This is a genomic window from Pseudomonas sp. LD120 (genome assembly GCF_009861525.1).
GTDB lineage: Bacteria > Pseudomonadota > Gammaproteobacteria > Pseudomonadales > Pseudomonadaceae > Aquipseudomonas.
This window is the reverse complement of record NZ_WVHL01000005.1, coordinates 2826383-2850387: the sequence shown is the minus strand read 5'-3', so window position 1 is coordinate 2850387 and position 24005 is coordinate 2826383. Positions and strand designations below refer to the sequence as shown.

General features: G+C 63.2%; 22 protein-coding genes. 15 read left to right on the top strand and 7 right to left on the bottom strand.

From position 1 onward, the window contains the following. Nucleotides 1-39: 39 nt before the first annotated feature. From PLD_RS27460 to PLD_RS27410, 11 genes are all read left to right on the top strand, one after another. Entirely contained in the window at nucleotides 40-1902 is a 1863-nt protein-coding gene (locus PLD_RS27460) for an extracellular solute-binding protein (RefSeq protein WP_159897843.1), read from the top strand. Further along, on the top strand, nucleotides 1902-2963 hold the full coding sequence (locus PLD_RS27455) for a microcin C ABC transporter permease YejB (protein WP_159897842.1): 1062 nt from the start codon (nucleotides 1902-1904) through the stop codon (nucleotides 2961-2963). The genes PLD_RS27460 and PLD_RS27455 overlap by 1 nt, the downstream gene beginning before the upstream one ends. After that, a complete protein-coding gene (locus PLD_RS27450; RefSeq protein WP_159897841.1) occupies nucleotides 2963-3985 on the top strand; it encodes an ABC transporter permease in 1023 nt (340 codons plus the stop codon). The genes PLD_RS27455 and PLD_RS27450 overlap by 1 nt, the downstream gene beginning before the upstream one ends. Before the next feature lie 14 nt (nucleotides 3986-3999). Beyond that, nucleotides 4000-5574 (top strand): ABC transporter ATP-binding protein, encoded by a 1575-nt coding sequence (locus PLD_RS27445; protein ID WP_159897840.1) that lies wholly within the window; start codon nucleotides 4000-4002, stop codon nucleotides 5572-5574. A gap of 226 nt (nucleotides 5575-5800) precedes the next feature. Next, a complete protein-coding gene (locus PLD_RS27440; protein WP_159897839.1) occupies nucleotides 5801-7219 on the top strand; it encodes a sigma-54-dependent Fis family transcriptional regulator in 1419 nt (472 codons plus the stop codon). Between the two features lie 331 nt (nucleotides 7220-7550). Then, nucleotides 7551-8942 carry a GntP family permease gene (locus PLD_RS27435; protein WP_159897838.1) on the top strand — a complete coding sequence of 464 codons (1392 nt, stop codon included), beginning with the start codon at nucleotides 7551-7553 and terminating at the stop codon, nucleotides 8940-8942. Between the two features lie 7 nt (nucleotides 8943-8949). Beyond that, nucleotides 8950-9723, top strand: a complete 774-nt coding sequence (locus tag PLD_RS27430) for a 3-hydroxybutyrate dehydrogenase (RefSeq protein WP_159897837.1) — start codon at nucleotides 8950-8952, stop codon at nucleotides 9721-9723. Nucleotides 9724-9934: 211 nt separating this feature from the next. After that, complete coding sequence (locus PLD_RS27425) at nucleotides 9935-11890, top strand: acetoacetate--CoA ligase (RefSeq protein WP_159897836.1); 1956 nt, start codon at nucleotides 9935-9937, stop codon at nucleotides 11888-11890. A gap of 434 nt (nucleotides 11891-12324) precedes the next feature. Continuing rightward, a complete protein-coding gene (locus PLD_RS27420) occupies nucleotides 12325-14877 on the top strand; it encodes a PAS domain-containing sensor histidine kinase (RefSeq protein WP_159897835.1) in 2553 nt (850 codons plus the stop codon). Between the two features lie 39 nt (nucleotides 14878-14916). After that, nucleotides 14917-15192 (top strand): peptidylprolyl isomerase, encoded by a 276-nt coding sequence (locus tag PLD_RS27415; protein WP_011061856.1) that lies wholly within the window; start codon nucleotides 14917-14919, stop codon nucleotides 15190-15192. A 227-nt stretch (nucleotides 15193-15419) separates the two neighbouring features. After that, nucleotides 15420-16469 (top strand): GGDEF domain-containing protein, encoded by a 1050-nt coding sequence (locus PLD_RS27410; RefSeq protein WP_159897834.1) that lies wholly within the window; start codon nucleotides 15420-15422, stop codon nucleotides 16467-16469. Between the two features lie 104 nt (nucleotides 16470-16573). On the opposite strand, the gene PLD_RS27405 is transcribed toward PLD_RS27410, so the two are convergent. The 5 genes from PLD_RS27405 to PLD_RS30865 form a co-directional block, all read right to left on the bottom strand. After that, the gene (locus PLD_RS27405; RefSeq protein ID WP_159897833.1) at nucleotides 16574-17482 is read right to left on the bottom strand and encodes a sugar kinase; all 909 of its coding nucleotides are present in this window, start codon (nucleotides 17480-17482) and stop codon (nucleotides 16574-16576) included. Between the two features lie 119 nt (nucleotides 17483-17601). Then, on the bottom strand, nucleotides 17602-18819 hold the full coding sequence (locus tag PLD_RS27400) for an amino acid deaminase (protein ID WP_159897832.1): 1218 nt from the start codon (nucleotides 18817-18819) through the stop codon (nucleotides 17602-17604). Between the two features lie 47 nt (nucleotides 18820-18866). Then, nucleotides 18867-19631, bottom strand: a complete 765-nt coding sequence (locus tag PLD_RS27395; protein ID WP_159897831.1) for an IclR family transcriptional regulator — start codon at nucleotides 19629-19631, stop codon at nucleotides 18867-18869. A gap of 163 nt (nucleotides 19632-19794) precedes the next feature. Further along, complete coding sequence (locus PLD_RS27390; protein ID WP_159897830.1) at nucleotides 19795-20181, bottom strand: RidA family protein; 387 nt, start codon at nucleotides 20179-20181, stop codon at nucleotides 19795-19797. A gap of 431 nt (nucleotides 20182-20612) precedes the next feature. Beyond that, nucleotides 20613-20774 carry a hypothetical protein gene (locus PLD_RS30865; protein ID WP_256674784.1) on the bottom strand — a complete coding sequence of 54 codons (162 nt, stop codon included), beginning with the start codon at nucleotides 20772-20774 and terminating at the stop codon, nucleotides 20613-20615. Here PLD_RS30865 and PLD_RS30860 point away from each other — a divergent pair. The 4 genes from PLD_RS30860 (at nucleotide 20773) to PLD_RS27370 (ending at nucleotide 21919) form a co-directional block, all read left to right on the top strand. Continuing rightward, nucleotides 20773-20901 (top strand): hypothetical protein, encoded by a 129-nt coding sequence (locus PLD_RS30860; RefSeq protein ID WP_256674783.1) that lies wholly within the window; start codon nucleotides 20773-20775, stop codon nucleotides 20899-20901. The two genes, PLD_RS30865 and PLD_RS30860, sit on opposite strands and share 2 nt — an antisense overlap. A gap of 89 nt (nucleotides 20902-20990) precedes the next feature. Beyond that, entirely contained in the window at nucleotides 20991-21170 is a 180-nt protein-coding gene (locus PLD_RS27380; RefSeq protein ID WP_159897829.1) for a type II toxin-antitoxin system HicA family toxin, read from the top strand. A gap of 50 nt (nucleotides 21171-21220) precedes the next feature. Further along, the gene (locus PLD_RS27375; protein WP_159897828.1) at nucleotides 21221-21646 is read left to right on the top strand and encodes a type II toxin-antitoxin system HicB family antitoxin; all 426 of its coding nucleotides are present in this window, start codon (nucleotides 21221-21223) and stop codon (nucleotides 21644-21646) included. Between the two features lie 48 nt (nucleotides 21647-21694). Continuing rightward, nucleotides 21695-21919: a hypothetical protein gene (locus PLD_RS27370; protein WP_159897827.1), complete on the top strand. Its 225-nt coding sequence runs from the start codon at nucleotides 21695-21697 to the stop codon at nucleotides 21917-21919. A 78-nt stretch (nucleotides 21920-21997) separates the two neighbouring features. Here PLD_RS27370 and PLD_RS30855 read toward each other — a convergent pair whose 3' ends face one another. Both PLD_RS30855 and PLD_RS27365 read right to left on the bottom strand, forming a co-directional pair. Beyond that, nucleotides 21998-22120, bottom strand: a complete 123-nt coding sequence (locus PLD_RS30855) for a hypothetical protein (protein ID WP_256674782.1) — start codon at nucleotides 22118-22120, stop codon at nucleotides 21998-22000. Nucleotides 22121-22383: 263 nt separating this feature from the next. Further along, a complete protein-coding gene (locus PLD_RS27365) occupies nucleotides 22384-23817 on the bottom strand; it encodes an RtcB family protein (protein WP_159897826.1) in 1434 nt (477 codons plus the stop codon). Nucleotides 23818-24005: the final 188 nt, after the last annotated feature.

The window sequence follows — 24005 nt, the reverse complement described above, 5'->3', positions numbered from 1 at the left end:
AAATCGTGGTCATCGTTCACCCGCCTCGTAAGGCTGACCATGCGACTGTTTTTCTCCACCGCTGTTTTCACCGCACTGCTATTGGCCGCTGCCAATGTCCTGGCCGCGCCACAACATGCCATGACCGTCTACGGCGAACCGGCCAAGTACCCCCAAGGCTTCAGCCACTTCGACTACGCCACCCCCCAGGCCCCCAAGGGCGGGACCCTGCGCCGCTCGGCGATCGAGATCGGCCGCTTTGACCATGTACTGCCTTATATAGACAAAGGTATTGGCGTCTCCCAGCTCGACGGCCTGGTCTACTCGCCGCTGGCTGTGCGCTCTTTGGACGAGCCCTACACCGTCTACGGCCTGGTGGCCCAGAAGATGGAGCGCGCCAAAGACGGTCTGTGGCTGCGCTTCTACCTCAACCCCAAGGCCCGCTTCGCCGATAACACGCCGATCACCGCCGAAGACGTGCGCTACAGCTATGACCTGCTGATGACCCAGGGCAGCATGCGCTACCGCACCCAGTTCGCGGACGTCAAAGGGGTCACCGTGGAATCGCCGCGGGTGGTGCGCTTCGACTTCAAGAGCAACGAAAATCGCACCCTGGCGCTGGACATCGCGACCCTGCCGGTGTTCCCCGAGCACTGGTGGAAGAGTCGCGATTTCGCCGCTGGCGGCGGCTATGAAGCGCCACTGGGCAGCGGCCCCTATCGCGTCGGCAAGGTCGACTCGGGCAACAGCATCACCTTCCTGCGCAACCCCGACTGGTGGGGCAAGGACTTGCCGGTCAGCCGTGGGCTGTACAACTTCGACCGTTTCAGCGTCGAGTACTTCGGCGACATCGACGTCGCCCGACAAGTGCTGCGCGGCGGCGCTTATGACTACAACCGCGAGTTTTCCGCCACCGGCTACTCCATCGGCTACGACAGCCCAGCGCTGAGCGACGGCCGTCTGCAGAAGGCCCACTTGGCCAAATCGGCGCCGCAACCGGCCCAGGGCTACGTGTTCAACCTCGACCGGCCGGTATTCCAGGATCGTCGCGTGCGTCAGGCCCTGGCCATGCTCTGGGATTTCGAATGGAGCAACCGGCAGATGATGCGCAACCTGTACATCCGCCAGCAGAGTTTCTTTTCCAACACCTCCCTGGCCGCTCGCAGCCTGCCGGACGCCGAAGAACTGAAGATCCTCGAACCCCTGCGCGGGCAGATCCCCGATGAAGTCTTCACCCAGGTTTTCGAGGCCCCCAAGACCGATGGCAGCGGCGTAATCCGCGACAAGCAGTTGCAGGCCCTGGCGCTGTTGAGACAAGCCGGCTGGAAAGCCAAAGACGACAAGCTGGTGAACGCCCAAGGCGAGCCTCTGAGCTTTACCTTTCTCATCACCCAGAACTCCATTGAGCGCCTGCTGTTGCCCTACAAGCGCAATCTGGCGCAGATCGGCATCAGCCTAAACATCCGCCGCATCGACGCCTCGCAATACGTCAACCGCCTGATGGCCAGGGACTACGACATGATCGTCACCGGCTATCCAGTCACCACCTCACCGGGTATGGAGCTGTACAACTACTTTGGCTCGGCCGCGGCCAACGACCCCGGCTCCAACAACTACATGGTGCTCAAGAACCCGGCGGTGGACACCCTGCTCAAAGGCTTGGTGAAAGCCAACAGCCAGCCGGAGATGCAGCGCTATGCCCACGCTCTGGACCGGGTGCTGCAGTGGAACTACTACTGGATCGCCAACTACTACCCGCCCGGCACCTCCACGGTGTGGTGGAACCGCTTCGGCATTCCCAAGGTGCCAGCCAGCAATGACGCGGCCATCGAAAGCTGGTGGGAAGTCAGCCGCACCGCGCTGACCAATGAACAAATGGCCGCCGAACTGATCCGCCGTGGCCAACCCGGAGGACGCCACTGATGCTGGCCTACATTCTGCGGCGCCTGGTGCTGATCATTCCGACCTTGCTGATCATCCTCCTGGTGAACTTTGTCATCGTCCAGGCGGCTCCCGGCGGCCCGGTCGAACAAGCCATCGCCCGTCTGCAAGGGATTGGCGGTGGCGCCGTCGGCGGCTCCGCCGATGCCATGAGCAGCAGCGGCTCGCGGGCCAGTCGTGGCCTGGACCCCAAGCTGATCGAAGACATCGAACGACAGTACGGCTTCGACAAACCGGCCCATGAACGCCTGTGGCTGATGCTCAAGAACTACGCCCAACTGGACTTCGGCAAGAGCTTCTTCCGCGGCGCCACGGTCACCGACCTGATTCTGGAAAAGATGCCGGTGACCCTTTCCCTGGGGCTCTGGGCCACCCTGATCACCTACCTGGTGTCGATCCCCCTGGGAATTCGCAAAGCAGTGCGCCACGGCAGCCAATTCGACATCTGGAGCAGCACCGCGATCATTATCGGCTACGCCATGCCCGCCTTCCTGTTCGCCATGTTTTTGATCGTGCTGTTCGCCGGGGGCACTTCGCTGAACTGGTTCCCGGTGCGCGGCCTGGTCTCGGACAACTTCGAGCAACTGAGTACCCTGGGCAAGGTCGCCGACTACTTCTGGCACCTGGTGCTGCCGGTGAGCTCCCTGGTGATCGGCGGCTTCGCCACCCTGACCATCCTCACCAAGAACTCGTTTCTCAACGAGATCACTCGCCAGTACGTGGTCACCGCCCGGGCCAAGGGCCTGAGCGAACGCCGGGTGCTGTATGGGCATGTGTTCCGCAACGCCATGCTGCTGGTGGTCTCGGGGATTCCCCAGGCCTTTATCAGCGTGTTCTTCGCCGGTTCCTTGCTGATCGAGGTGATCTTCTCCCTCGACGGCCTGGGGCGCATGAGCTACGAGGCCGCGGTCTCCCGCGACTACCCGGTGGTGTTCGGTTCGCTGTTCATCTTCACCCTGTTTGGCCTCCTGATAAAACTCATCGGCGACCTGTGCTACACCCTGGTCGACCCGCGTATCGACTTCGCCGCGAGGAACGCCTGATGCTCAAGCTTTCTCCCGTGGCCCGCCGGCGCCTGGACCGTTTCAAGCAAAACCGCCGCGGCTGGTGGTCGCTGTGGCTGTTCATCGGCCTGTTCATCCTGACCCTGGGCGGCGAGCTGATCGCCAACGACAAACCCCTGGTGGTCAGCTACCAGGGCTCTTTGTACTTCCCGGTGTTCAAGCGCTACACCGAGCAGCAATTCGGTGGCCAACTGCCGTTCCAGGCCGACTACCGCAGCGACTACGTGCAGCAACTGATCCGCAAGGACGGTGGCTGGCTGCTGTTCCCGCCCATCCCCTTCAGCGAAGACACGCCCAACTATGAGCTGAGCCAGCCGGCCCCCAGCCCGCCGAGCACGGTCAACTGGCTGGGCACCGATGACCAGGCCCGGGACGTGGCCGCGCGGGTGATCTACGGCGCCCGGGTATCGATCCTGTTCGCCCTGGCCCTGACCGCCATCAGCGCCCTGATCGGCGTCACCGCCGGCGCCCTGCAAGGCTATTACGGTGGCTGGGTCGACCTCCTGGGCCAGCGCCTGCTGGAAGTCTGGTCCGGGTTGCCGGTGCTCTACCTGCTGATCATCCTCTCGGGGTTCGTCGAGCCGAACTTCTGGTGGCTGCTGGGGATCATGGCGCTGTTCTCCTGGCTGGCCCTGGTGGACGTGGTGCGCGCCGAGTTCCTCCGTGGGCGCAACCTGGAGTACGTCAAGGCCGCCCGGGCCCTAGGCCTGAGCGACCGCAAGGTGATCCTGCGGCACATCCTGCCCAACGCCATGAACGCCACCCTGAGCTACCTGCCGTTCATCCTCACCGGCGCCATCTCGACCCTCACCGCCCTGGACTTCCTCGGCTTCGGCATGCCCGCTGGCAGCGCCTCCCTGGGCGAGTTGATCGGCCAGGGCAAGCAGAACCTGCAGGCGCCGTGGCTGGGGCTGACGGCGTTCTTCACCCTGGCGCTGATCCTCTCGCTGCTGGTGTTCATCGGCGAGGCGCTGCGCGATGCCTTTGATCCACGATCTTGAAGCGGACGCTAGAAATGACTGACAACCTCATCGAAATCCGCCAGCTCAAGGTCAGCTTCGGCGCGCAGACCGTGGTTCGTGACCTGAGCCTGGACATCCGCCCCGGCGAATGCCTGGCCCTGGTGGGTGAGTCCGGTTCGGGCAAGTCGGTGACCGCCCACTCGATCCTGCAACTGCTGCCACAGACCGGCTGCAGCAGCTCAGGCAGTGTGCGCTACCGCGGCCAGGAACTGATGGGCTGCGATCCGGCGACCCTGCAAAAACTGCGAGGCAACCGCATCGCCATGATCTTCCAGGAGCCCATGACCTCCCTCAACCCGCTGCACAACATCGAGAAGCAGATCGGCGAAACCCTGCTCCTGCATCGCGGCCTGGGCGGCAAACAGGCCCAGGCACGAATTCTCGAACTGCTGGAACTGGTGGGCATCCAGAAGCCTCGGGAGCGGCTCAAGGCCTACCCGCACCAACTCTCCGGCGGCCAGCGCCAACGGGTGATGATCGCCATGGCCCTGGCCTGCGAGCCGGAGCTGCTGATCGCCGACGAACCCACCACCGCCCTGGACGTGACGGTGCAGCGCAAGATCCTGCAACTGCTCCAATCCCTGCAGCAGCGCCTGGGCATGTCCCTGTTGCTGATCAGCCACGACCTCAACCTGGTGCGGCGCATCGCCCAGCGGGTGTGCGTGATGAAGGCCGGGGAAATCGTCGAACAGGCCGACTGCGACACTCTGTTCAACGCCCCGCAGCATCCCTACAGCTGCGAACTGCTGCACGCCGAGCCCGAGGGCCGACCGTTGTGCCACGACAGCCGGGAAACTGTGCTGGAGGTGAACAATCTCAGCGTCGATTTCCAGATCGGCGGCGGTCTGTTCCAGCGCAAGCAATACCTGCGGGCGGTGGATGGCATCAGCCTCAGCGTGGAGCAAGGCAAGACCCTGGGCATCGTCGGCGAATCCGGCTCGGGCAAATCCACCCTGGGGCAGGCGATCCTGCGACTGCTGGACTCCCAAGGCAGCATCCGTTTCCAGGGCCAGGCCCTGGACGGCCTCAACCAGAAGCAACTGCGCCCCTGGCGCAAACAGATGCAGGTGGTGTTCCAGGACCCCTTCGGCAGCCTCAGCCCACGCATGTCGGTGGCGCAGATCATCAGCGAAGGCCTGGAAGTGCACAGCCAGTACGACGCCCGTCAATGCGATGAACAAGTGATCCGCGCCCTGAAGGAGGTCGGCCTCGACCCCGACAGCCGCCACCGCTACCCCCACGAGTTCTCCGGCGGCCAGCGCCAGCGCATCGCCATCGCCCGGGCCCTGGTGCTCAAGCCGGCGCTGATCCTGCTGGACGAACCGACCTCGGCCCTGGACCGCACCGTACAGAAACACGTGGTGGCCCTGCTGCGCCAGCTGCAGGAAAAGTACGGACTGACCTACCTGTTCATCAGCCATGACCTGGCGGTGGTACGGGCCCTGGCCCACGACATGATCGTGATCAAGGACGGCCAGGTGGTGGAGCGCGGCGCCAGCCACGACGTGTTCGACAACCCGCAGCACCCCTACACCCGAGAACTGCTGGCCGCCGCCCACCTCGGCTGACCCGTCGCCGACGCCCCCTTTTCGCAGCCTCGCCAGGGCCAGGCAGCGAACGCTCTGGGCGGCACTCCGCCACAGGAGACGCTCGATCCTGAGAGCGCTGAAGTCCTTGTCGGAGGGGGACTGCCAGATTTTTCGCAGCCTCGCTGGAGCTCGACAGCGGCTACAGCGGCGCAACAACAGACGTGGACTGCGGCATAATCCCTGCGCCCATTTTCAGGATGCCGCCATGAACGACAGCGAAAGCCTCAAGGATTACCAGCGTGTGCGCCAACTGGCGATCCGTTCGCTGTTCGAGATCATCGAGCAGTCCAGCGAAGGTACGGTGATCGTCGACCGCGACGCCAATATCGTCTGGATGAACGAGCGCTACGCCCGGCGCTTCGGCCTGGAGTCCGCCGCCTTCGCCATCGGCAAGCCCTGCGAACGCGTGATCCCCGGCAGCCTGCTGCGGGAGGTGGTGCGCAGCGGACGCCCAATCCTGCTGGACATGCAGGACACCCCCAAGGAGCCGCTGGTGGTGATGCGCCTGCCGATCCACGACGATGCCGGCACGGTGATCGGCGCCATTGGTTTTGCCCTGTTCGATGAGTTGCGCAGCCTGTCACCGATGCTCAAGCGCTACCTGAGCATGCAGGAAGAACTGGCCTCCACCCGCTCCCTGCTGCGGGCCCGGCAGACCAAGTACAACTTCGCCCATTTCATCGGTACCAGTGCCGCCAGCCTGGAAGTCAAACGCCGGGCCCGACGCAGCGCCAGCGCCGAGTCGCCGATCCTGCTGCAAGGCGAAACCGGCACCGGCAAGGAGCTGCTGGCCCAGGCCATTCACGGCGCCTCGCCCCGGGCCCACAAGCCCTTTGTCAGCATCAACAGCGCAGCGATTCCCGAGGCCCTGCTGGAGGCGGAGTTCTTCGGCACCGCCCCCGGCGCCTTTACCGGCGCCGACCGCAAGGGCCGCGCCGGCAAGTTGCAGATCGCCCAGGGCGGCACCCTGTTCCTCGATGAAATCGGCGACATGCCCCTGCCCCTGCAAAGCAAGTTGCTGCGGGTGCTGCAAGAGAAGGAGTTCGAGCCGGTGGGCTCCAACGAAGTGATCCACAGCGATGTGCGGGTCATCGCCGCCACCTCCACCGACCTGGAAGCGGCGATCAAGCGCGGCGAGTTCCGCGCCGACCTGTACTACCGGCTCAACGTGCTGCCGATCCAGGTGCCAGCGCTGCGCGAACGCCTGGACGACCTGCCGGCCCTGAGCGAGGGGATTCTCGAAGAGCTGCGCAGCCAGCATGAACTGGACCGCGAAGCCTTGGCCCTGCTGGCGCAACATGCCTGGCCGGGGAATATCCGCGAGCTGCGCAATGTGCTGGAACGGGCGGCGCTGCTCAGCGACGACCTGATCCTCACTGCCGCGGACATTCGCGCAGCGATTGGCAGCTTCAGCCCGGTGCAACGCCATGCGGCCGCGCTACCCGCCGAGTCGCCGAGCCAGGAAACCTTCGCCGTGGCCCGGGAACGTTTCGACCGGCAGTTGATCAGCGCGACCCTGGTGCAATGCGCCGGCAAGGTGGAGGAAGCGGCCCGGCGTCTGGGGTTGGGGCGCTCGACGCTGTACAAGAAGATGGCGGCGCTGGGGATTGCCGAGTCTCAATAAAGAGACGCAAATCCCGATTAGGAGACAAGCACTTGAGTGGCAAGAGAACCTGCCCTCGCCGGGCCGCCCTGCGCCCCCAAACCCCGGCATTGCGGCCTTTCTGATGCCACCCCAGCCTGGGAAGCGCTACGCATTGGAGCGCCCGCCCGGTCCAACGAGGGCAGGTTCCCTCGCCATACTGTCTCCAATTGGAGAATCCCCGGGTAGACCACAGTCAAAAAATTGAGAAATATCGTTATATTTCAATGACTTAGATATATGGCACAGTTCTCGCTATAACGCTCTCCACACGCAACACCCGACAACAATAACAATCCTGGAGAGACACACCATGAGTGTGATCATTGCTTTGGCAGCCCTGGCGCTGCTGATGCTGGCGGCCTACCGTGGCTATAGCGTCATCCTCTTTGCCCCCATCGCCGCCCTCGGTGCGGTGCTGCTGACCGATCCGTCCGCCGTGGCGCCCGCCTTCACCGGGGTGTTCATGGAGAAGATGGTCGGCTTCATCAAGTTGTATTTCCCGGTATTCCTGCTGGGCGCGGTGTTCGGCAAGCTGATCGAGCTATCGGGCTTCTCGCGCGCCATCGTCGCCGCGGCGATCCGCCTGCTGGGCACCCGCCAGGCCATGCTGGTGATCGTTTTGGTCTGCGCGCTGCTGACCTACGGCGGGGTTTCGCTGTTCGTGGTGGTGTTCGCGGTCTACCCGTTCGCCGCCGAGATGTTCCGTCAGAGCAACATCCCCAAACGGCTGATCCCGGCCACCATCGCCCTGGGCGCGTTCTCCTTCACCATGGACGCCCTGCCCGGCACCCCGCAGATCCAGAACATCATCCCCAGCACCTTCTTCAACACCACCGCCTGGGCCGCGCCCTGGCTGGGACTGATCGGCACCGTGTTCGTGTTCTGCGCCGGCATGCTGTTCCTCCAGCGCCAGCGCAACAAGGCGCAGAAGGCCGGTGAAGGCTACGGCACCGAGCTGCGCAACGAGCCGGAAACCGCCGAGGACCTGAAGCTGCCCAACCCCTGGCTGGCGCTGTCGCCGCTGCTGCTGGTGGGCCTGATGAACCTGCTGTTCACCCACTGGATTCCCCAGTGGTACGGCAAGACCCACAGCCTCAGCCTGCCGGGCATGGCGGCGCCGGTGACCAGCGAAATCGCCAAGCTCACCGCCATCTGGGCGGTGCAGGCCGCCTTGCTGGTGGGCATTTTGATGGTGCTGGTGTGCGGCTACTCGGCGATTCGCAGCAAGCTCGCCGAGGGCAGCAAGAGCGCGGTCAGCGGTGCCCTGCTGGCGGCGATGAACACCGCCTCGGAATACGGTTTCGGTGCGGTGATCGCCTCGCTGCCGGGCTTTCTGGTGCTGGCGGACTGGTTGAAAAACATTCCCAACCCGCTGGTCAACGAGGCCATTACCGTGACCCTGCTGGCGGGCATCACCGGCTCGGCTTCCGGGGGCATGAGCATCGCCCTGGCGGCCATGTCCGAAAGCTTCATCAGCGCCGCCCACGCCGCCAACATCCCCCTGGAAGTGCTGCACCGGGTGGCGTCCATGGCCAGCGGCGGCATGGACACCCTGCCGCACAACGGCGCGGTGATCACCCTGCTGGCAGTTACCGGGCTGACCCACCGCGAGGCCTACAAGGACATTTTCTGCATCACCCTGATCAAGACCCTGGCGGTGTTCGTCGTGATCGCCACTTTCTACGCCACCGGCATTGTATGAGGTATTCATGAGCACTCTTTCTGGCAAGACCGCCCTGGTCACCGGATCCACCAGCGGCATCGGCCTGGGCATCGCAGTGGTCCTGGCCAAGGCCGGGGCCAAGCTGATCCTCAACGGCTTTGGCGACGCCTCGAAGGCGATCGCCGAGGTCGCACAATTCGGCGGCCAGGTTGGCCATCACCCGGCGGACGTCAGCGACCCGGCACAGATCGCCGAGCTGTTCGCCTACGCCGAACGGGAGTTTGGCGGCGTCGATATCCTGGTGAACAACGCCGGCATCCAGCACGTGGCGGCGGTGGAGGAATTCCCCGTGGAGCGCTGGGATTCGATCATCGCCATCAACCTGTCGTCGGTGTTTCACAGCACCCGCCTGGGGCTGCCGGGCATGCGCGCCAAGGGCTGGGGGCGGATCGTCAACATCGCCTCGGTGCACGGCCAGGTCGGTTCCGTGGGCAAGGCCGCCTATGTGGCGGCCAAGCACGGGGTGATCGGCCTGACCAAGGTGGTGGGCCTGGAAACCGCCACCAGCAACATCACCTGTAATGCCATCTGCCCCGGCTGGGTGCTGACCCCGCTGGTGCAGAAACAGATCGACGATCGCGTCGCGGCGGGCAGCGAGCCGCAGCAGGCCCAGCATGACCTGCTGGCGGAAAAGCAGCCGTCCCTGGAGTTCGTCACCCCATCGCAACTGGGCGAGCTGGTGCTATTTTTGTGCAGTGCAGCCGGCGCCCAGGTGCGCGGCGCGGCGTGGAATATCGACGGTGGGTGGCTGGCGCAGTAGAGCTGCCCATCCCCCCTCTTTCCGTGGCGCGAAAGCCTGCTCTCGCTGGACCGGGCTGGCACTCTAGTGCCTAGTGCTCCCAGCGCGGGGTTGGCATCAGAAAGCCCCCAATGCCGGGGGCTGGAGCCGCAGGGCCGCCCTGCGGGAGCAGGCTCCCTCGCCACAATGAGCGACAGCGCACACCGACCATAAGAACAAATAGAGGCCTTGCATGTCCGACCTTCTCTGGCAACCCAGCGCCGAACGCATCGGCAAGACGCGGATGGATGCCTTTCGCCGCTTCATCAATCAGCGCCACGGCCTGGAGATCAGCGACTATCCCAGCCTGCACCAGTGGAGCATCGACCAGCGCGAAGGCTTCTGGCAGGCGATCGTCGACTTCTTCGACGTCCGCTTCAGGCAGAGCGCCGAATGCGTGCTCCGCGAAGGTCCGCAGATGCCCAACGCCCAGTGGTTTCCCGGCGCCACCCTGAACTTCGCCGAGCACCTGCTCAAGCGCCGGGACGACGCAGTGGCGGTGGTGGCGATCAACGAAAACGGCCAGCGCGAACCACTGACCTACGCCGAACTGGCGGCCCAGGTCGCCGGCCTGCAACGCAGCCTGCGGGCTGCCGGGGTCGGCCGCGGCGACCGGGTCGCCGCCTGCATGCCCAACACCTGGCAAACCCTGGTGGCGATGCTTGCCAGCACCAGTCTCGGCGCGGTGTGGTCCAGCTGTTCGCCGGATTTCGGCACCCAGGGGGTGATCGACCGTTTCGGCCAGATCGAGCCCAAGCTGTTGATCACCTGCGCCGGCTATCGCTACGCCGGCAAGGACATCGACCAGACGGCCAAGGTCAATGAAATCCTCGAACGCCTGCCGTCCCTGGAGCAGTTGCTCATCGTGCCCTATGCCCGCCCGCAAGCCCGGGCCGAAGACTTCCGCACCCCGGCCAGCGTCAACCTGTGGGACGACTTCTACCGCCCTGGCGGCGAGCCCGAGTTCGTCCCTGTGCCCTTCGCCCATCCGCTGTACATCCTGTATTCCAGCGGCACCACCGGGGTGCCCAAGTGCATCGTCCACGGCACCGGCGGGGTACTGCTGCAACACCTCAAGGAACACGGCCTGCACACCGACCTCGGCCCCGGCGAGCGGCTGTTCTACTACACCACCTGTGGCTGGATGATGTGGAACTGGCTGGTCTCGGCGCTGGCCACCGGCGCCAGTCTGGTGCTCTACGACGGCTCGCCCTTTCATCCGGCCAACGAACACCTGATCGACCTGATCGACCGCGAGGGCATCAACGTCTTCGGCACCAGCCCCAAGTACCTGGCGACCCTGGAAAAGGCCGGCAGCCGGCCGCGCCAGAGCCACCGCCTGGACAGCCTGAAGACCTTGCTCTGCACCGGTTCGCCGCTGTCGCCACAGAGCTACGACTACGTGTACCGCGAAATCAAAGCCGACCTGTGCCTGGCCTCGATGTCCGGCGGCACCGACATCGTCGCCTGCTTCGTCACCGGCAACCCGATCCAGCCGGTGCGACGCGGCGAGATGCAAGGCAAGGGCCTGGGCATGGCCATCGAAGTGTGGAACGACCAGGGCCGGCCGGTGATCGGCGAGAAAGGCGAACTGGTGTGCACCCGGCACTTTCCGAGCATTCCGGTGGGCCTGTGGCACGACCCGGACCAGAGCAAGCTCAAGGCCTCGTACTTCAGCCTGTTTCCCGGGGTCTGGGCCCAGGGCGACTACGCCGAACAACTGGCCGATGGCGGCTGGTTGATTCACGGCCGCTCCGATGCGGTGCTCAACCCGGGAGGGGTACGTATCGGCACCGCGGAAATCTACCGCCAGGTGGAAAAACTGGAACAGGTCCTGGAAAGCCTGGCCATCGGCCAGAGCTGGGAGCACGACGTGCGGGTGGTGCTGTTCGTGCGTCTGCAAGACGGCGTGGTGCTGGATGAAGCATTGCAGGAACAGATTCGCCAAGTCATCCGCAGCAACACCACCGCGCGCCATGTACCGGCGAAGATCCTCGCAGTGACCGACATTCCGCGAACCATCAGCGGCAAGATCGTCGAACTGGCGGTACGAAACCTGGTGCATGGCATACCCGTGAAAAACACCGACGCCCTGGCCAACCCCGAAGCCCTGGAGCAGTTTCGCGACCGCAAGGAACTGCGCGACTGACAACCGCACACCCAGCGCCGCGCTACCGCTCCCACCAGAGCAGCGCCTCCTGCGCAGCCGTTAGCAGCCTGGCAGCGACTACAAAAAGCAGCGTGACACCTGTAGCCGCTGTCGAGCCTGCGAGGCTGCGCAAAGCTCCCCAGGGCCTTCACCCCCCCCAAAAAAACGGCCTCACCTACACAACTCTTCGCAGCCTGCGGCAGCGGCTACAAAAACAGCGGGACACTTGTAGCCGCTGTCGAGCCTGCGGCAGCGGCAAAGACCGTTCAGCCCCTCTAGACTGGTCATGCGCCGCAAAAGCGGGTGAAAATGCCGGCGCCAAAAACGCCTACACTCCATCCGTTTGAATATGCTCGGCATGTCCATACGACTTTTCCAGTACGCGCCCCCATGACGTTGCCGCGTAACACCGCTGCGCCCAGGACACACCCGACATGAATGCCCCCCACTCAGGCAGCGAAGCCGCCACCCTGATTGCCCGCCTGGACTGGTCGTCCACGGCCCTCGGTCATTCCGGCCAGTGGCCGCAGAGCCTGCGCACCGCCGTGGATATCGTGATCCATTCGCCGATGCCCATGCTGCTGCTCTGGGGCACCGAGCTGACACAGATCTACAACGACGGCTTCGCCCTGCTGGCCGGCAACAAGCACCCCACGGCCTTCGGCCGGCCGGCGCACCTGATCTGGCCGGAGCTGATGGACTTCACCGACCCCATCTACCACGCCGTACTCAACGGCCAGGTGCGCACCTTCAGCGAGCAGCGTTTCAACCTGCAACGCAGCGACGGCACGGAGCACGAGCTGTGGCTGGACCTGACCTACAGCCCAATTCGCGATGAGCGTGGGCACGTGGCCGGCATTTTGATGACCGCCATCGAAACCAACGAACGCCGGCGCATCGCCCTTGAGCTCAAACAACGCTCCGACGCCAGCCAGCGGGCCCAGCAAGACACCGAAGAACGCTTGCAACTGGCGCTGGCGGCGACCGATGCGGTGGGCACCTGGGACTGGGACATCGGCGAAGACCGCTTCATCGCCGACGCGCATTTCGCCCAGTTGCACAGCGTCGACGCCCAGCAATCCCGGCAACTGCCCATCAGTGAATACCTCAAGGGGGTGCACCCCGAAGACCGCGCCCTGGTGGCCCGCAGCATCAAGCACTGCATCACCCAGGGCAGCGAATACGCCGAGGAATACCGCCTACAACTGGCCGACGGCCAAGTGCGCTGGGTGTTTGCCCGAGGCCGCTGCTACAAGGATCACCACGGCCGACCAATGCGCTTTCTCGGCGCCGCCCTGGACCTCACCGAGCGCAAGCAGATGGAACAGGCGCTGCGCCAGAGTCAGACCGAACTGCAGTTGATCATCAACGCCATGCCGGTGCTGATCGGCTACGTCGACCGCGATGAGCGCTTTCGCCTGAACAACAGCGCCTACCTGGACTGGTACGGCCTGACCCCACAAGAGTTGTACGGCAAAACCATCCGCGAAGTGCTCGGCGACGACATCTACGCCACCCGCGCCGAACTGATCGCCGCCGCCCTGGCGGGCAAGCCCTGCAGCTTCGAAACCCGCACCCAACACCGTGACGGCCACCAGCGCCACGCCCTGATGAAATACCTGCCGCGCCACGGACCGGACGGTGCGATCAATGGCTTCTATATCTTTGTCATCGATGAAACCGAGCGTCGGCAAACCGAAGAAGCCCTGCGCCACCTCAACGAGACTCTGGAAGAGCGGGTCAACCAACGCACCGAAGCGCTGGCCAGCGTCAACCAGCGCCTGCAAAACGAGATGTTCGAACGTGAACGCGCGGAAGACGCCCTGCGCCATGCGCAAAAAATGGAAGCCCTGGGGCAACTCACCGGCGGCATCGCCCACGATTTCAACAACATGCTCACCGGGATCATCGGCAGCCTGGACCTGATGCAACGCTACCTCGACAACGGTCGCATCGATCAAATCGGCCGCTTCAGCGAGGCCGCCATGTCCTCGGCCAAGCGCGCCGCGTCCCTGACTCACCGATTGCTGGCCTTTTCCCGCCGTCAGTCGTTGGACCGCCAGCCCCTGGACCCGAACCAGTTGGTCCGTTCGCTTTACGATCTGTTCAACCACACCAAAGGCGAGCACATCGAACTGCAGCTGCAACTGGCAGACGGCATATGGCCGGTGAGCAGCGATGCCAGCCAGCTCGAAAACGCCCTGCTCAACCTGGTGATCAACGCCCGCGACGCCATGCCCCACGGCGGCCGGCTGCTGATCGAAACCGCCAATAGCTACCTCGACGGCAGTGACATCAGCACCCTGGAACCGGTCAAGGCCGGCGATTACGTGATGCTCGGTGTCAGCGACAATGGCGCCGGCATGACCCCGCGCATCCTGGCCAAGGCCTTCGACCCGTTCTTCACCACCAAACCCATCGGCCAGGGCACGGGCCTCGGGCTGTCGATGATCTACGGCTTTGCCCAACAGTCCGGCGGCCACGTGACCATCAGCAGCGAGCCGGACCAGGGCACCTGCGTGCGCCTCTACCTGCCACGGCTGTACGCCGCGCCGCTGGACAGCAGCCAACCGGACACCAGCCCCGAAGCGCCCCAGGCCCTGGCGGGGGAAAGCGTGATGGTGGTGGAAGACGACCCGGCGGTGCGCAAGCTGGTGCTTAGTGTGCTGAGCGAATTGGGCTACCGCGCCTACGAGGCCGAGGACGCCCGCCGCGCCCTGCCCTTGCTGGAATCGTCGACGCGGGTCGATCTGCTGGTCACCGACGTGGGCCTGCCGGGCATGAACGGTCGACAACTGGCGGAGATCGCACGCCAGCAGCGACCGCAACTGAAGGTGCTGTTCATGACCGGTTATGCGGAGAAAGCCGCTGAGCACCAGGGCTTTCTGGAACCGGGCATGGACCTGATGGCCAAGCCGTTTTCCCTTGAAGAAATGGCGCAGAAGATTCGTCAGATGATCGGCCGCGTGCCGTCAATTGAGGCATAATCCGCGGCCGCCGATTTCCCGCTACCAGGTCACCTGCCCATGAAAGCCCAAGCCCGCCACATCCTGGTGAAAACCGCCGAAGAAGCCGAACAGCTCAAGCAACGCATTGCCAAGGGCGAAGCCTTCGACGTCCTGGCCAAGAAATACTCCACCTGCCCGTCCGGTAAGCGCGGCGGTGATCTGGGAGAAGTGCGCCCAGGCCAGATGGTCGGCGCCATTGACCAGGTGATCTTCAAAAAGCCTCTGCGCACCGTGCATGGCCCGATCAAGAGCAAGTTCGGCTACCACCTGGTCCAGGTGTTCTTCCGCGACTGAGGCCCACAAGCTGCCCCGACGCTCGGGACAGACTCACAATCCGCCAGCGCCCCTCTCCCGCGTAACCGCCGGCATAAAGTGGCTAGTAGCCACTGTACAACCGCCATCTCAGCTCGTACTGTGAGCGCCACACACCTTGTGCAACCTTCTTTCTACGCTTCTTTTCCGTTTACTTGGCTGATCCACTTCAGAACGGGTACGCACCGAATCTTGAGGTACCAGGTTCAATGCAAGGGACATACTCGCAGAACCCGCACAAAAGCGAAGCTCGCCCGGAATTCTGGCAGCTGTCCATGCGCTGCTGCCAAGTGGCGGGCTGCGTGGATGTCGCTTTCTTCTTTATTTTTCTGATTCTGGGCTCGCCCATTCTGGCCTGGATAAACGTGCTCAGCGTGGCCATGTACATCTACGCCTATCGCGCGTTCGACCGGCGCCGCAACCGGCTGGCGGTGATGCTGATCCGCACTGAAGTGCTGGTTCACGCAGGGCTGGGCACGTTGCTAGTGGGCTGGGGAAGCGGCTTTCATTACTTCTTGCTGATGTTCATCCCGGCCCTGTTCGTGAGCATGCGGGCCCGCAGTGCCTGGATTCTTGCCGCGTGCCTGTGGGCCTACTATGTCGGGTTGGACGCCCTGATGTGGTACATCGAGCCTTTGCAACCGATCTCCTCCAATGCTCTGTTAGGCGTGCATATTTTCAACCTGACGGTGGTGTTCTGCATGTTCAGCTACCTGGCGCTGTTCTATGTGGTGACCGTCACCCGCGCCCACAAGAGCCTGGCACGGATGGCCACGACCGACTCGCTGACGGGCCTGTTCAATCGCCGGCACATGATCACGCTGACCGAAAAGGTACTGGCCCGGCACAATCGACGCCCCAGCCACCTCACGCTGATGCTGATGGACATCGATCACTTCAAGCAGATCAATGATCAATACGGCCACGACACCGGTGACCGGGTGCTCAGCGCCGTGAGCCATTTACTCCAGTGCTCAATGCGCGAACAGGATTTTATTGGCCGCTGGGGCGGTGAAGAATTTCTCGCGGTGTTGCCAGATAGCGACCTTGAACAGGCGACCGAAAGCGCGGAGCGCATCCGCAGTGCGATCCAGGCCCTGGAGACCGACAGTGACCTGGACAAAATACGCGTGACGCTGTCCATCGGCATCACTCAGTACCGCGCAGAAGAACCCCTCAGCCATGCCATTGCGCGGGCCGACAGTGCGCTTTATCAAGGCAAGTCAGCGGGACGCAACCGGGTCGTGGAAGTCGCCTGAATCAGGCGACTGAGCCACCCACCCGAGCCAGGCCCCTGAATCAAACGCCTGAGCCAGGCGTCTGCGCCAAGGCGGCGCGATGCCTGATACAGCGCCTGAAGCCCTCATTCGCGGGGAAGCAGTGCCCCCGGATGCTGAATCACCCGGCTGGCCAGTCGATGCCCGGCCTCTGCCGCCGCCACCGGGCCGCCCCCCCGCACACGACTGGCCAGATACGCGGCACTGAACGCATCCCCCGCCGCCGTGGTGTCCACCACCTGTTCCACCTTCTGCGCCGGTATTTCGTGAGTCACACCCGCGCAGCGCAGCAGGCACGACTGCGCCCCGCGCTTGATCACCACCTCGGCAATGTGCGGGTACGCGGTAAACACCCCATGGGCGTAGTCATGGCCAAACAGCGCCTGTTCGTCCTCCAGGGTCAGCAACGCCAGGTCGACATGCTCCAACGCCTGTAAATACGCCGCCCGCGCCTGCTCCGCCGAGTTCCAGAGCCGGGGCCGGTAGTTGTTGTCAAAAACGATCAGGCACTGGCGGATGCGTGCTTCCACCAGCAGTTCGATCAACTTCTTGCGTCCCGTCTCGCCGAGCACCGCCAGGGTGATACCGCTGAAATACAACACGTCGTAGTCGCGCAAATCCGCGAGAATCGGCCCTGCGGCGGCGGTATTGAAACAATCGCGCACCGCCGCTTCATTGCGCCAATACAAAAAGCGCCGCTCACCCCGGGCATCGGTCTGAATGCAATACAACCCCGGCAAACGCCCAGGCAGGCGCTGGACCTTGTCCAGGCCAATGCCCTCCTCGGCCCAGCCCTGGCACATGGCATCGCTGAAACTGTCGTAGCCCAGGGCGGTCACATAATCCACCTGCGCCTGCTGGCCGAGCTCCCGGCACAGGTACACCGCCGTGTTCAAGGTATCGCCACCAAAGCCCTGTTGCAGACTGCCGTCGTGGCGCTGTTGCAGCTCGATCATGCATTCGCCAATGGCGGCAATGCGCTTCTTCCCGTTCAAATTCTTCACCTCCCCTCAAAGCACACACCACCTTGTAGAACCTGGTTTGCCAGCGAAAGCGTCCTCAAGACCTGCGCCCTAGCCAAGGGCTTCTTCGCCGGCAAGCCGGTTGCTACAGGTCAGAAGCAGGTTTCCAGGTTCTCGATCACTCGCAGGTGCTCATCCACCAGCAGCCCGATGCGCCACTTGTCGAAGGTCAGGCACGGGTGCGAGGTGCCGAAGGCAATGATGTCACCAATGCGCAGCTCCACGCCCGGCGCCACGGTGAGAAACGCATGCTGGTCCATCACCGCCGTCACCTTGCACGCCGTCACATCATCCCCGGCGCCCGCCTCGGCCCCGGCTTGATAACGCCGCAGCGGCACCGGCAAACCGGCGTCATAGGCGACATCGCGCTTGCCCAGGGCCACCACGGCAAAGCCCGGCTCCGGCAGCGACTGCACATGAGCCCAGACCTCCATCGCCGGGCGCAGGCCTTCGTGCAGATCACTGCGTCGATCCAGCACGCAGCACTGGGCCTCCTTGTAGATACCGTGGTCGTGGGCGATGTAACTGCCCGGACGCAGCACGCTGAGGAAGCGGCCCTTGGCATTGTGGGTCTCGAAGGACTCGGCAATCAGGTCGTACCAGGCCGACCCCGAAGCGGTGATGATCGGCCGCTCGATGGCAAATAGCCCGTCGCTCTGCAAATCCACCGCCAGGCGCACCAGAGAATCGGCAAACTGACGAATGCCGCTGATGGCCTGGTCGCCGTGGATCACCCCTTCGTAGCCTTCGATACCGCACAGGGCCAGGGCCGGCTGCGCCTGGATCGCCTTGGCCAGAGCCAGTACTTCCTGCTCGCTGCGACAGCCGCAACGACCGCCGACCACGCCGTACTCGATCATCACCTTGAGGGTGACGCCGCGCCGGGCGAAAAACGCCCCCAGGTCGGCGACGTTGTCCGGGTGGTCGACCATGCAATAGAAATCGAAATCCGCGTCCGCCAGCAACTCGGCGATCAGCGCCATGTTCGGCGCGCCCACCAGTTGGTTGGCCATCAACACCCGGCGCGCGCCATGGGCGTAGGCGGCGCGGGTCTGCACCGCAGTGGCCAGGGTGATGCCCCAGGCGCCGGCGTCCAATTGCCGCTGGAACAGCCCGGGCATCATGCTGGTCTTGCCGTGGGGCGCCAGCTCGGCGCCGCTGTCACTGACGAACGTCTGCATCCAGCGGATGTTGTGTTCCAGCGCCTCGCGGTGCAGCACCAGGGCCGGCAGGCTGACGTCGCTCAGCAGACTCGCGCCGATAGAAGCGGCGCCCTTTTCCACCCGGGGCAGATTCAAAGCAGAAGACATGTTGGCACTCCTTATCAAGGCGGCTGCGCACAGCCGCGACACCGTCATCAATCGTTGATCCGCCGGGCCAGACGGTTGGCGCTGTCGATCAGCACCCGGCGATAGTCCTGGTAATGGCTCTGCGCATCGGCCCTGGGCGCGACGATGCACAGGGTGCAGATGCACACCCCGTGCTCATCGCGCACCGGCGCGGCAAAACAATGGGTGAAGGTGTCGGCGACGCTGTCGAAGGAAAAGAACCCCTCCTCGGTGGCCTGACGGATTTCCTTGAGGAAGGTCTCCAGCGGCAACCGCTCACCATTAGGCAGCATGAAGTCCTGGTCATCGACCATCTCGACGATCTGCTCATCGCTCATATGCCCCAACAGCAACCGCCCGGAAGCGGTCCAGGGGATCGGCGCGTTCTCGCCAATGTCCGAGGTAATGCGGAAATTGCGCTGGCCCTCCTTCATCAGCGCCACGGTGTATTTGCGCCCGTTGAGCAGGCACATCTGCGCGGTTTCCCCGGTCTGGCTGACGATCTCCTGCAAGGCCTGATCGGCCTCGCGGCTCAGATCGAAATGACGCAAGTGCGCCTGCCCGAGAAAGTACAGCTGACGGCCCAGGTACACATGACCGTCCTTGCCCACCGGCTGCAGCACCCGCCGCTCCAGCAAGGACGCCACCAGCTCGTAGACCGTGGACTTGGGACTGCCAATGCCCTTGGCGATATCGTTGGGTCGCAGCGGTTGGCCGATCTCCTTGAGGAAATCAAGAATATCGAACGCCCGATCCAGGCCCCTGGCCCGGCGCTTGATGCTGTCTTCAGTCATCGCCCCCCCCTATGCAAAACACAATCCCTGTAGCCGCTGCCGCAGGCTGCGAACGCCCTGAGCGACACGCCGTCGCAGGGGCCGCAGCGATCTCATCACCCTGCGCCCGCGTTGCGGTCGATCGCAGCCTCGCCCAGGCTCGGCAGCGGCTACAGAAGCGCACTCAAGGCTTCTTGTACGCCACACAATCGATCTCGACCTTGCAGTCCACCATCATGCTGGCCTGCACACAGGCCCGGGCCGGCGCGTGCTCGGGCTTGAAGTACTCGCCGAACACCTTGTTGAAACTCCAGAAATCCCGCGGGTCTTCCAGCCACACGCCAACCCGCACCACATCCTCCAGGCCGTACCCGGCCTCTTCGAGAATGGCCAGCAGATTGCGCATCGTCTGATGCGTCTGCTCGACGATCCCACCGTGAATGATCTCGCCATCCAACGCCGGCACCTGGCCAGACACATGCAGCCAGCCATCGGCCTCGACGGCGCGCGCGAAAGGACGCGGCTGGCCACCGCCTGCGGTGCTGCCGGTGCCGTAACGGGTGATGCTCATGAAAGATTCTCCTGGTTGAAGGTTGGCCATCTGGCGGCTCCATCTGGCCGCCCTGCGCGAACGCGCGCGCACGGCTCGCCGCGGGATTCTGTGCAACCTGTACCGCAGCAACCCGCGATGGCCTGGAAACGCACAGGCGTTGGACAAATAAGTTCCACTATAACGGAACAAAATACCAAATAGCGGAACAGGCACCAGAGTGTGCCATGGAGAACAAAGGAGATAACAGAGGGGATGGCGAAACTTTCAGGAACAAGGAATGGAGAGACGAGAGCCAGCCATCAGCCAGTGTCAGGCATCTCTGTATTTGCTGAAGGCACGCCCGAATGCCTGGTAATGCTACTCGCCACCTTCTACATTTCGTTGCGTCGCAGCAGTTCTGCGACCGGATTTGGCAGTCCGAACCTCCATGAGCACACCTCAATATTCCTTCATGGAGCGTCACTGCCATGGTTCTCCATCCGTTCACCAGCTCCACCACCGACCACCCCGTCGCCTTCATCAACCCACAAGCGCCGCTGCTCGACCTGCTGACCTACGCCAGCCTGCGCATCCGCGCCGCCCGGGACATGCTGGACATGCCTGACCGACATGACCTGCCGCCACGCCGATCACCTCGACCTGCAGCGCTTCTCCAGCGTGGCGACCCTGTTATTGCAGGACGGCTGCGATGTGTTGCATGCAGTTGAGCAACGGGCAATGGATCTGCCCGGGGAGTAATGGTCAGGTTTCGCAAATAACAAAACACAAGTGTTGTACAAAAATATGAATGTTGTACCGTGCAGACATCCAAGCCATGAGGCGAGGTGATGAAATTCAGCGAATTCAGACGATGGTTGAAAGCTCAAGGCGTGGTCTTCGAGACCGGTAAAGGCAGCCACTTCAAAGTCACGGCCCCAAATGGCAACAAGACCACCTTCGCGGATCACGGCAGCAAGGAAATGCCCGAACCCACCCGCAAGGCAATCATCAGGCAATTGGGGCTCTAGGACTCTGATCCATCCTCTGCATGCTGAAACGTCACCTCCGAGGAGTGACCATGTACGACTACGCCATTCGCTTCGAGCAAGACTGTGCACCGGGGGTGGCGGTCTTCTGCCGCGATCTGCCCGAACTCAACAGCTTCGGCGATGATCCTGAGCACGCCATCAACCAGGCCATTGACGCGCTCGAAACCACGCTGTCCCTTTACGTCGACCAGCGCCGCGCCATTCCCCCGGCCTCCGCGCCGCTACCAGGGGAACAGGTCATTCATTTGCCCATGGTGACCGTGGCCAAGATAGCGCTGTGGAACACGATGATGGAGCGGGACATGCGCAAGGCCGATCTATGTCGACTGCTCGGAATCCACCAGGCACAAGGAGACCGCCTGGTGGACTTTCTACACAGTTCCAGAATGGAACAGTTGGAAAATGCCCTGGCAGCCTTAGGTAAACGTCTTGCGGTATCAGTGGAAGCGGCATAGCCCCAAACGGACAGCCCGATAAAGCCCTCGAACTCATATCGATTGAGCATGGAAAAGGGCCCGAACTCAGGCTCGATCTGCCCGATGGCCGTCGAGCTGGCTGAAACGCTCGAGAAATTCGGCCAGTCGCGGCCGCTCATCCAACACCTTGATCGAGGGGTCAGGCTTGAAGAAACAGGACACCACCTCGTCACACTGAGCGAGCACCGCCAGAAGCTCGGCAAGGGGCGGCTTGTCGACGATAAACTCGCTGGCAGCTGCAAATGGCGCTAACGCACATGCTTCAGGCTTTCATCTTGACTCATGCCTAAGCACCCGAGGTTGGCCGCAAACAGACCCTCGCCATGACGATTACCGCGCCCTGGGCTTTTGCGGCCGCAGATAAAAACCGGAGATCAGGGCAATCATCACCAGCATCAAGGCCAAGCCAGAATCACCCTTGGGCAGCATGAACTGATAGATACCCGCGCCCATGGTCAAACCAGAAGCCACGCACAAGACAAACCACAGTATTTTTTTAAGTAGCTTCACGAGCGGATAACATCCCTTTCATCGACAAATGAACGGCCGCGATGACACGCGGATCTCGGCCGAGGGCGACAATGTAGCGGCCAACTCCCCGAACGGCAAATCCGCCGCCCCATCAGCCTTGCGCCCAAGTTGCAACGAGCATTCAGGCCTGCCACCGCGGCCGCCTTAAATGCAGCGCCTCAACCCAGCCGCAAGGGCCTGAGCGCTTACGCCTTAAAGGTCAGAATCGGCGAAAACCGCGCCATCACCGACACCGTGCCCTCTTCCACCTGGGACTGGATCACCTGGCCGATTTCCTTGTAGGCCCCCGGTGCTTCTTCGATCATCCGCTCTTCCTTGGTGGTGATGCACTCCACGCCCTGCAAGCCGAGGAACGCCTTGTCCTTCTTGGCCTTGAACACAATCTCGCTGCGCGACATCGAGCGCCCGGCGCCGTGACTGGCCGAACGCAGCCAGCGCTCATTGCCCAGCCCGGTGAGCAGGTAGGAGTCATGCCCCATGCTTCCCGGAATCAGCAGCGGCTGCCCGGCATAGGCCGGCGTCGCCCCCTTGCGATGCACGTTGCCGTCTTCTTCGCGCAGCACGATGTTGTGCGGCACATCGACAATCAGCGGCGCTTCGATGCCCGCGCCAAACACCTGCCGGGTGCGCTGGCGCACCATTTCCGCGATCAGCGCGCGGTTGGCGTCAGCGTAATGGGCAGCACTGTGCATGGCCAGCAGGTACTCGTCGGCCATCTCGCCAAACAGGGCGAAGATCTTCGAGTCCGGGTGCTTGATCCCCGCCGGCCACAGGGCCTTGGCCTTGTCCATCCAGCGCCGCCCCACATAGAAGCCTACGTCGCGGGAGCCGGTGTGAATCATCATCACCACCTGCCCCACGGACAAGCCCTGAGCAAAGCAGGCCTGACGATCCACCAACTCGGTGACCACCTGGATTTCGACAAAGTGATTGCCGCCCCCCAGGGAACCCAGGCCCGGATCGCGGAGGATTTTGCGCGAGCGGTCCTGCAAGGCTTCCGGCGCGTAGTCCGCACTGCCGCGGGCGAACGACGACTCGTGCAGGCCCGACAGCTCACGTTGCAATTGGGTGAAATCCGCCCCGGCGAACAGCCCGATGGGGTCCTGCTGCTGCACCTGGGCCCAGAAGTCCCCCAGTCCCGCTTGAAACAGCGCGGTCATGGCCGTTGGGCTGGTGGGAATATTGCGCGTGCCCTCTAGCAGGTCGCCGCGCACCAGGGCGGTCCACTTGGCTTTCTGCGCCATGAATTGTTCGTAGTTCAGCCCCAGCTTGTGCAGGCGCATGCCGCAATTGATGTCGGTGCCGATGGCTTGCGGCACCACCATGTCGTGGCTGGTGACAATCACACTGCCCACCGGAATCGGGCTGCCGGTGTGAAAGTCAGGCGTGGCGCAGGCGCACTTCACTTCACCGCCATGGGGGTGAGCCACCTTGGCGAAATCCATCAGTTGGAGGATGGCTTTTTCTTCGATGGCAAAGCTTTCGGGCAGCAGCAAATCCACCTTGAGCCCGGCGTCGTTGATCGAAGAGATAGAGAGGGAATTGGAATTCAGGCGTTCGATGGCCACCCCGGAACGGGCGAGCTTGTGCTGAATTCTTTTCAGAGAAGTCTTGGTCATTTTCAACTGCTTTTCTTGGACGCAACAAAACAACCACCCTGTTGGTGGCTGGAATTGTCTGGTCAGCAGCGAAACGTAGACGACGCGGATAGTGGGGAATAACACAGTGGATGTAAACAGGCCGGGGGGAATATTTGCCCAGGCGCCAGGGAAGCCACCCACCGAAAACTAGGCTACCCTGGCGCTCC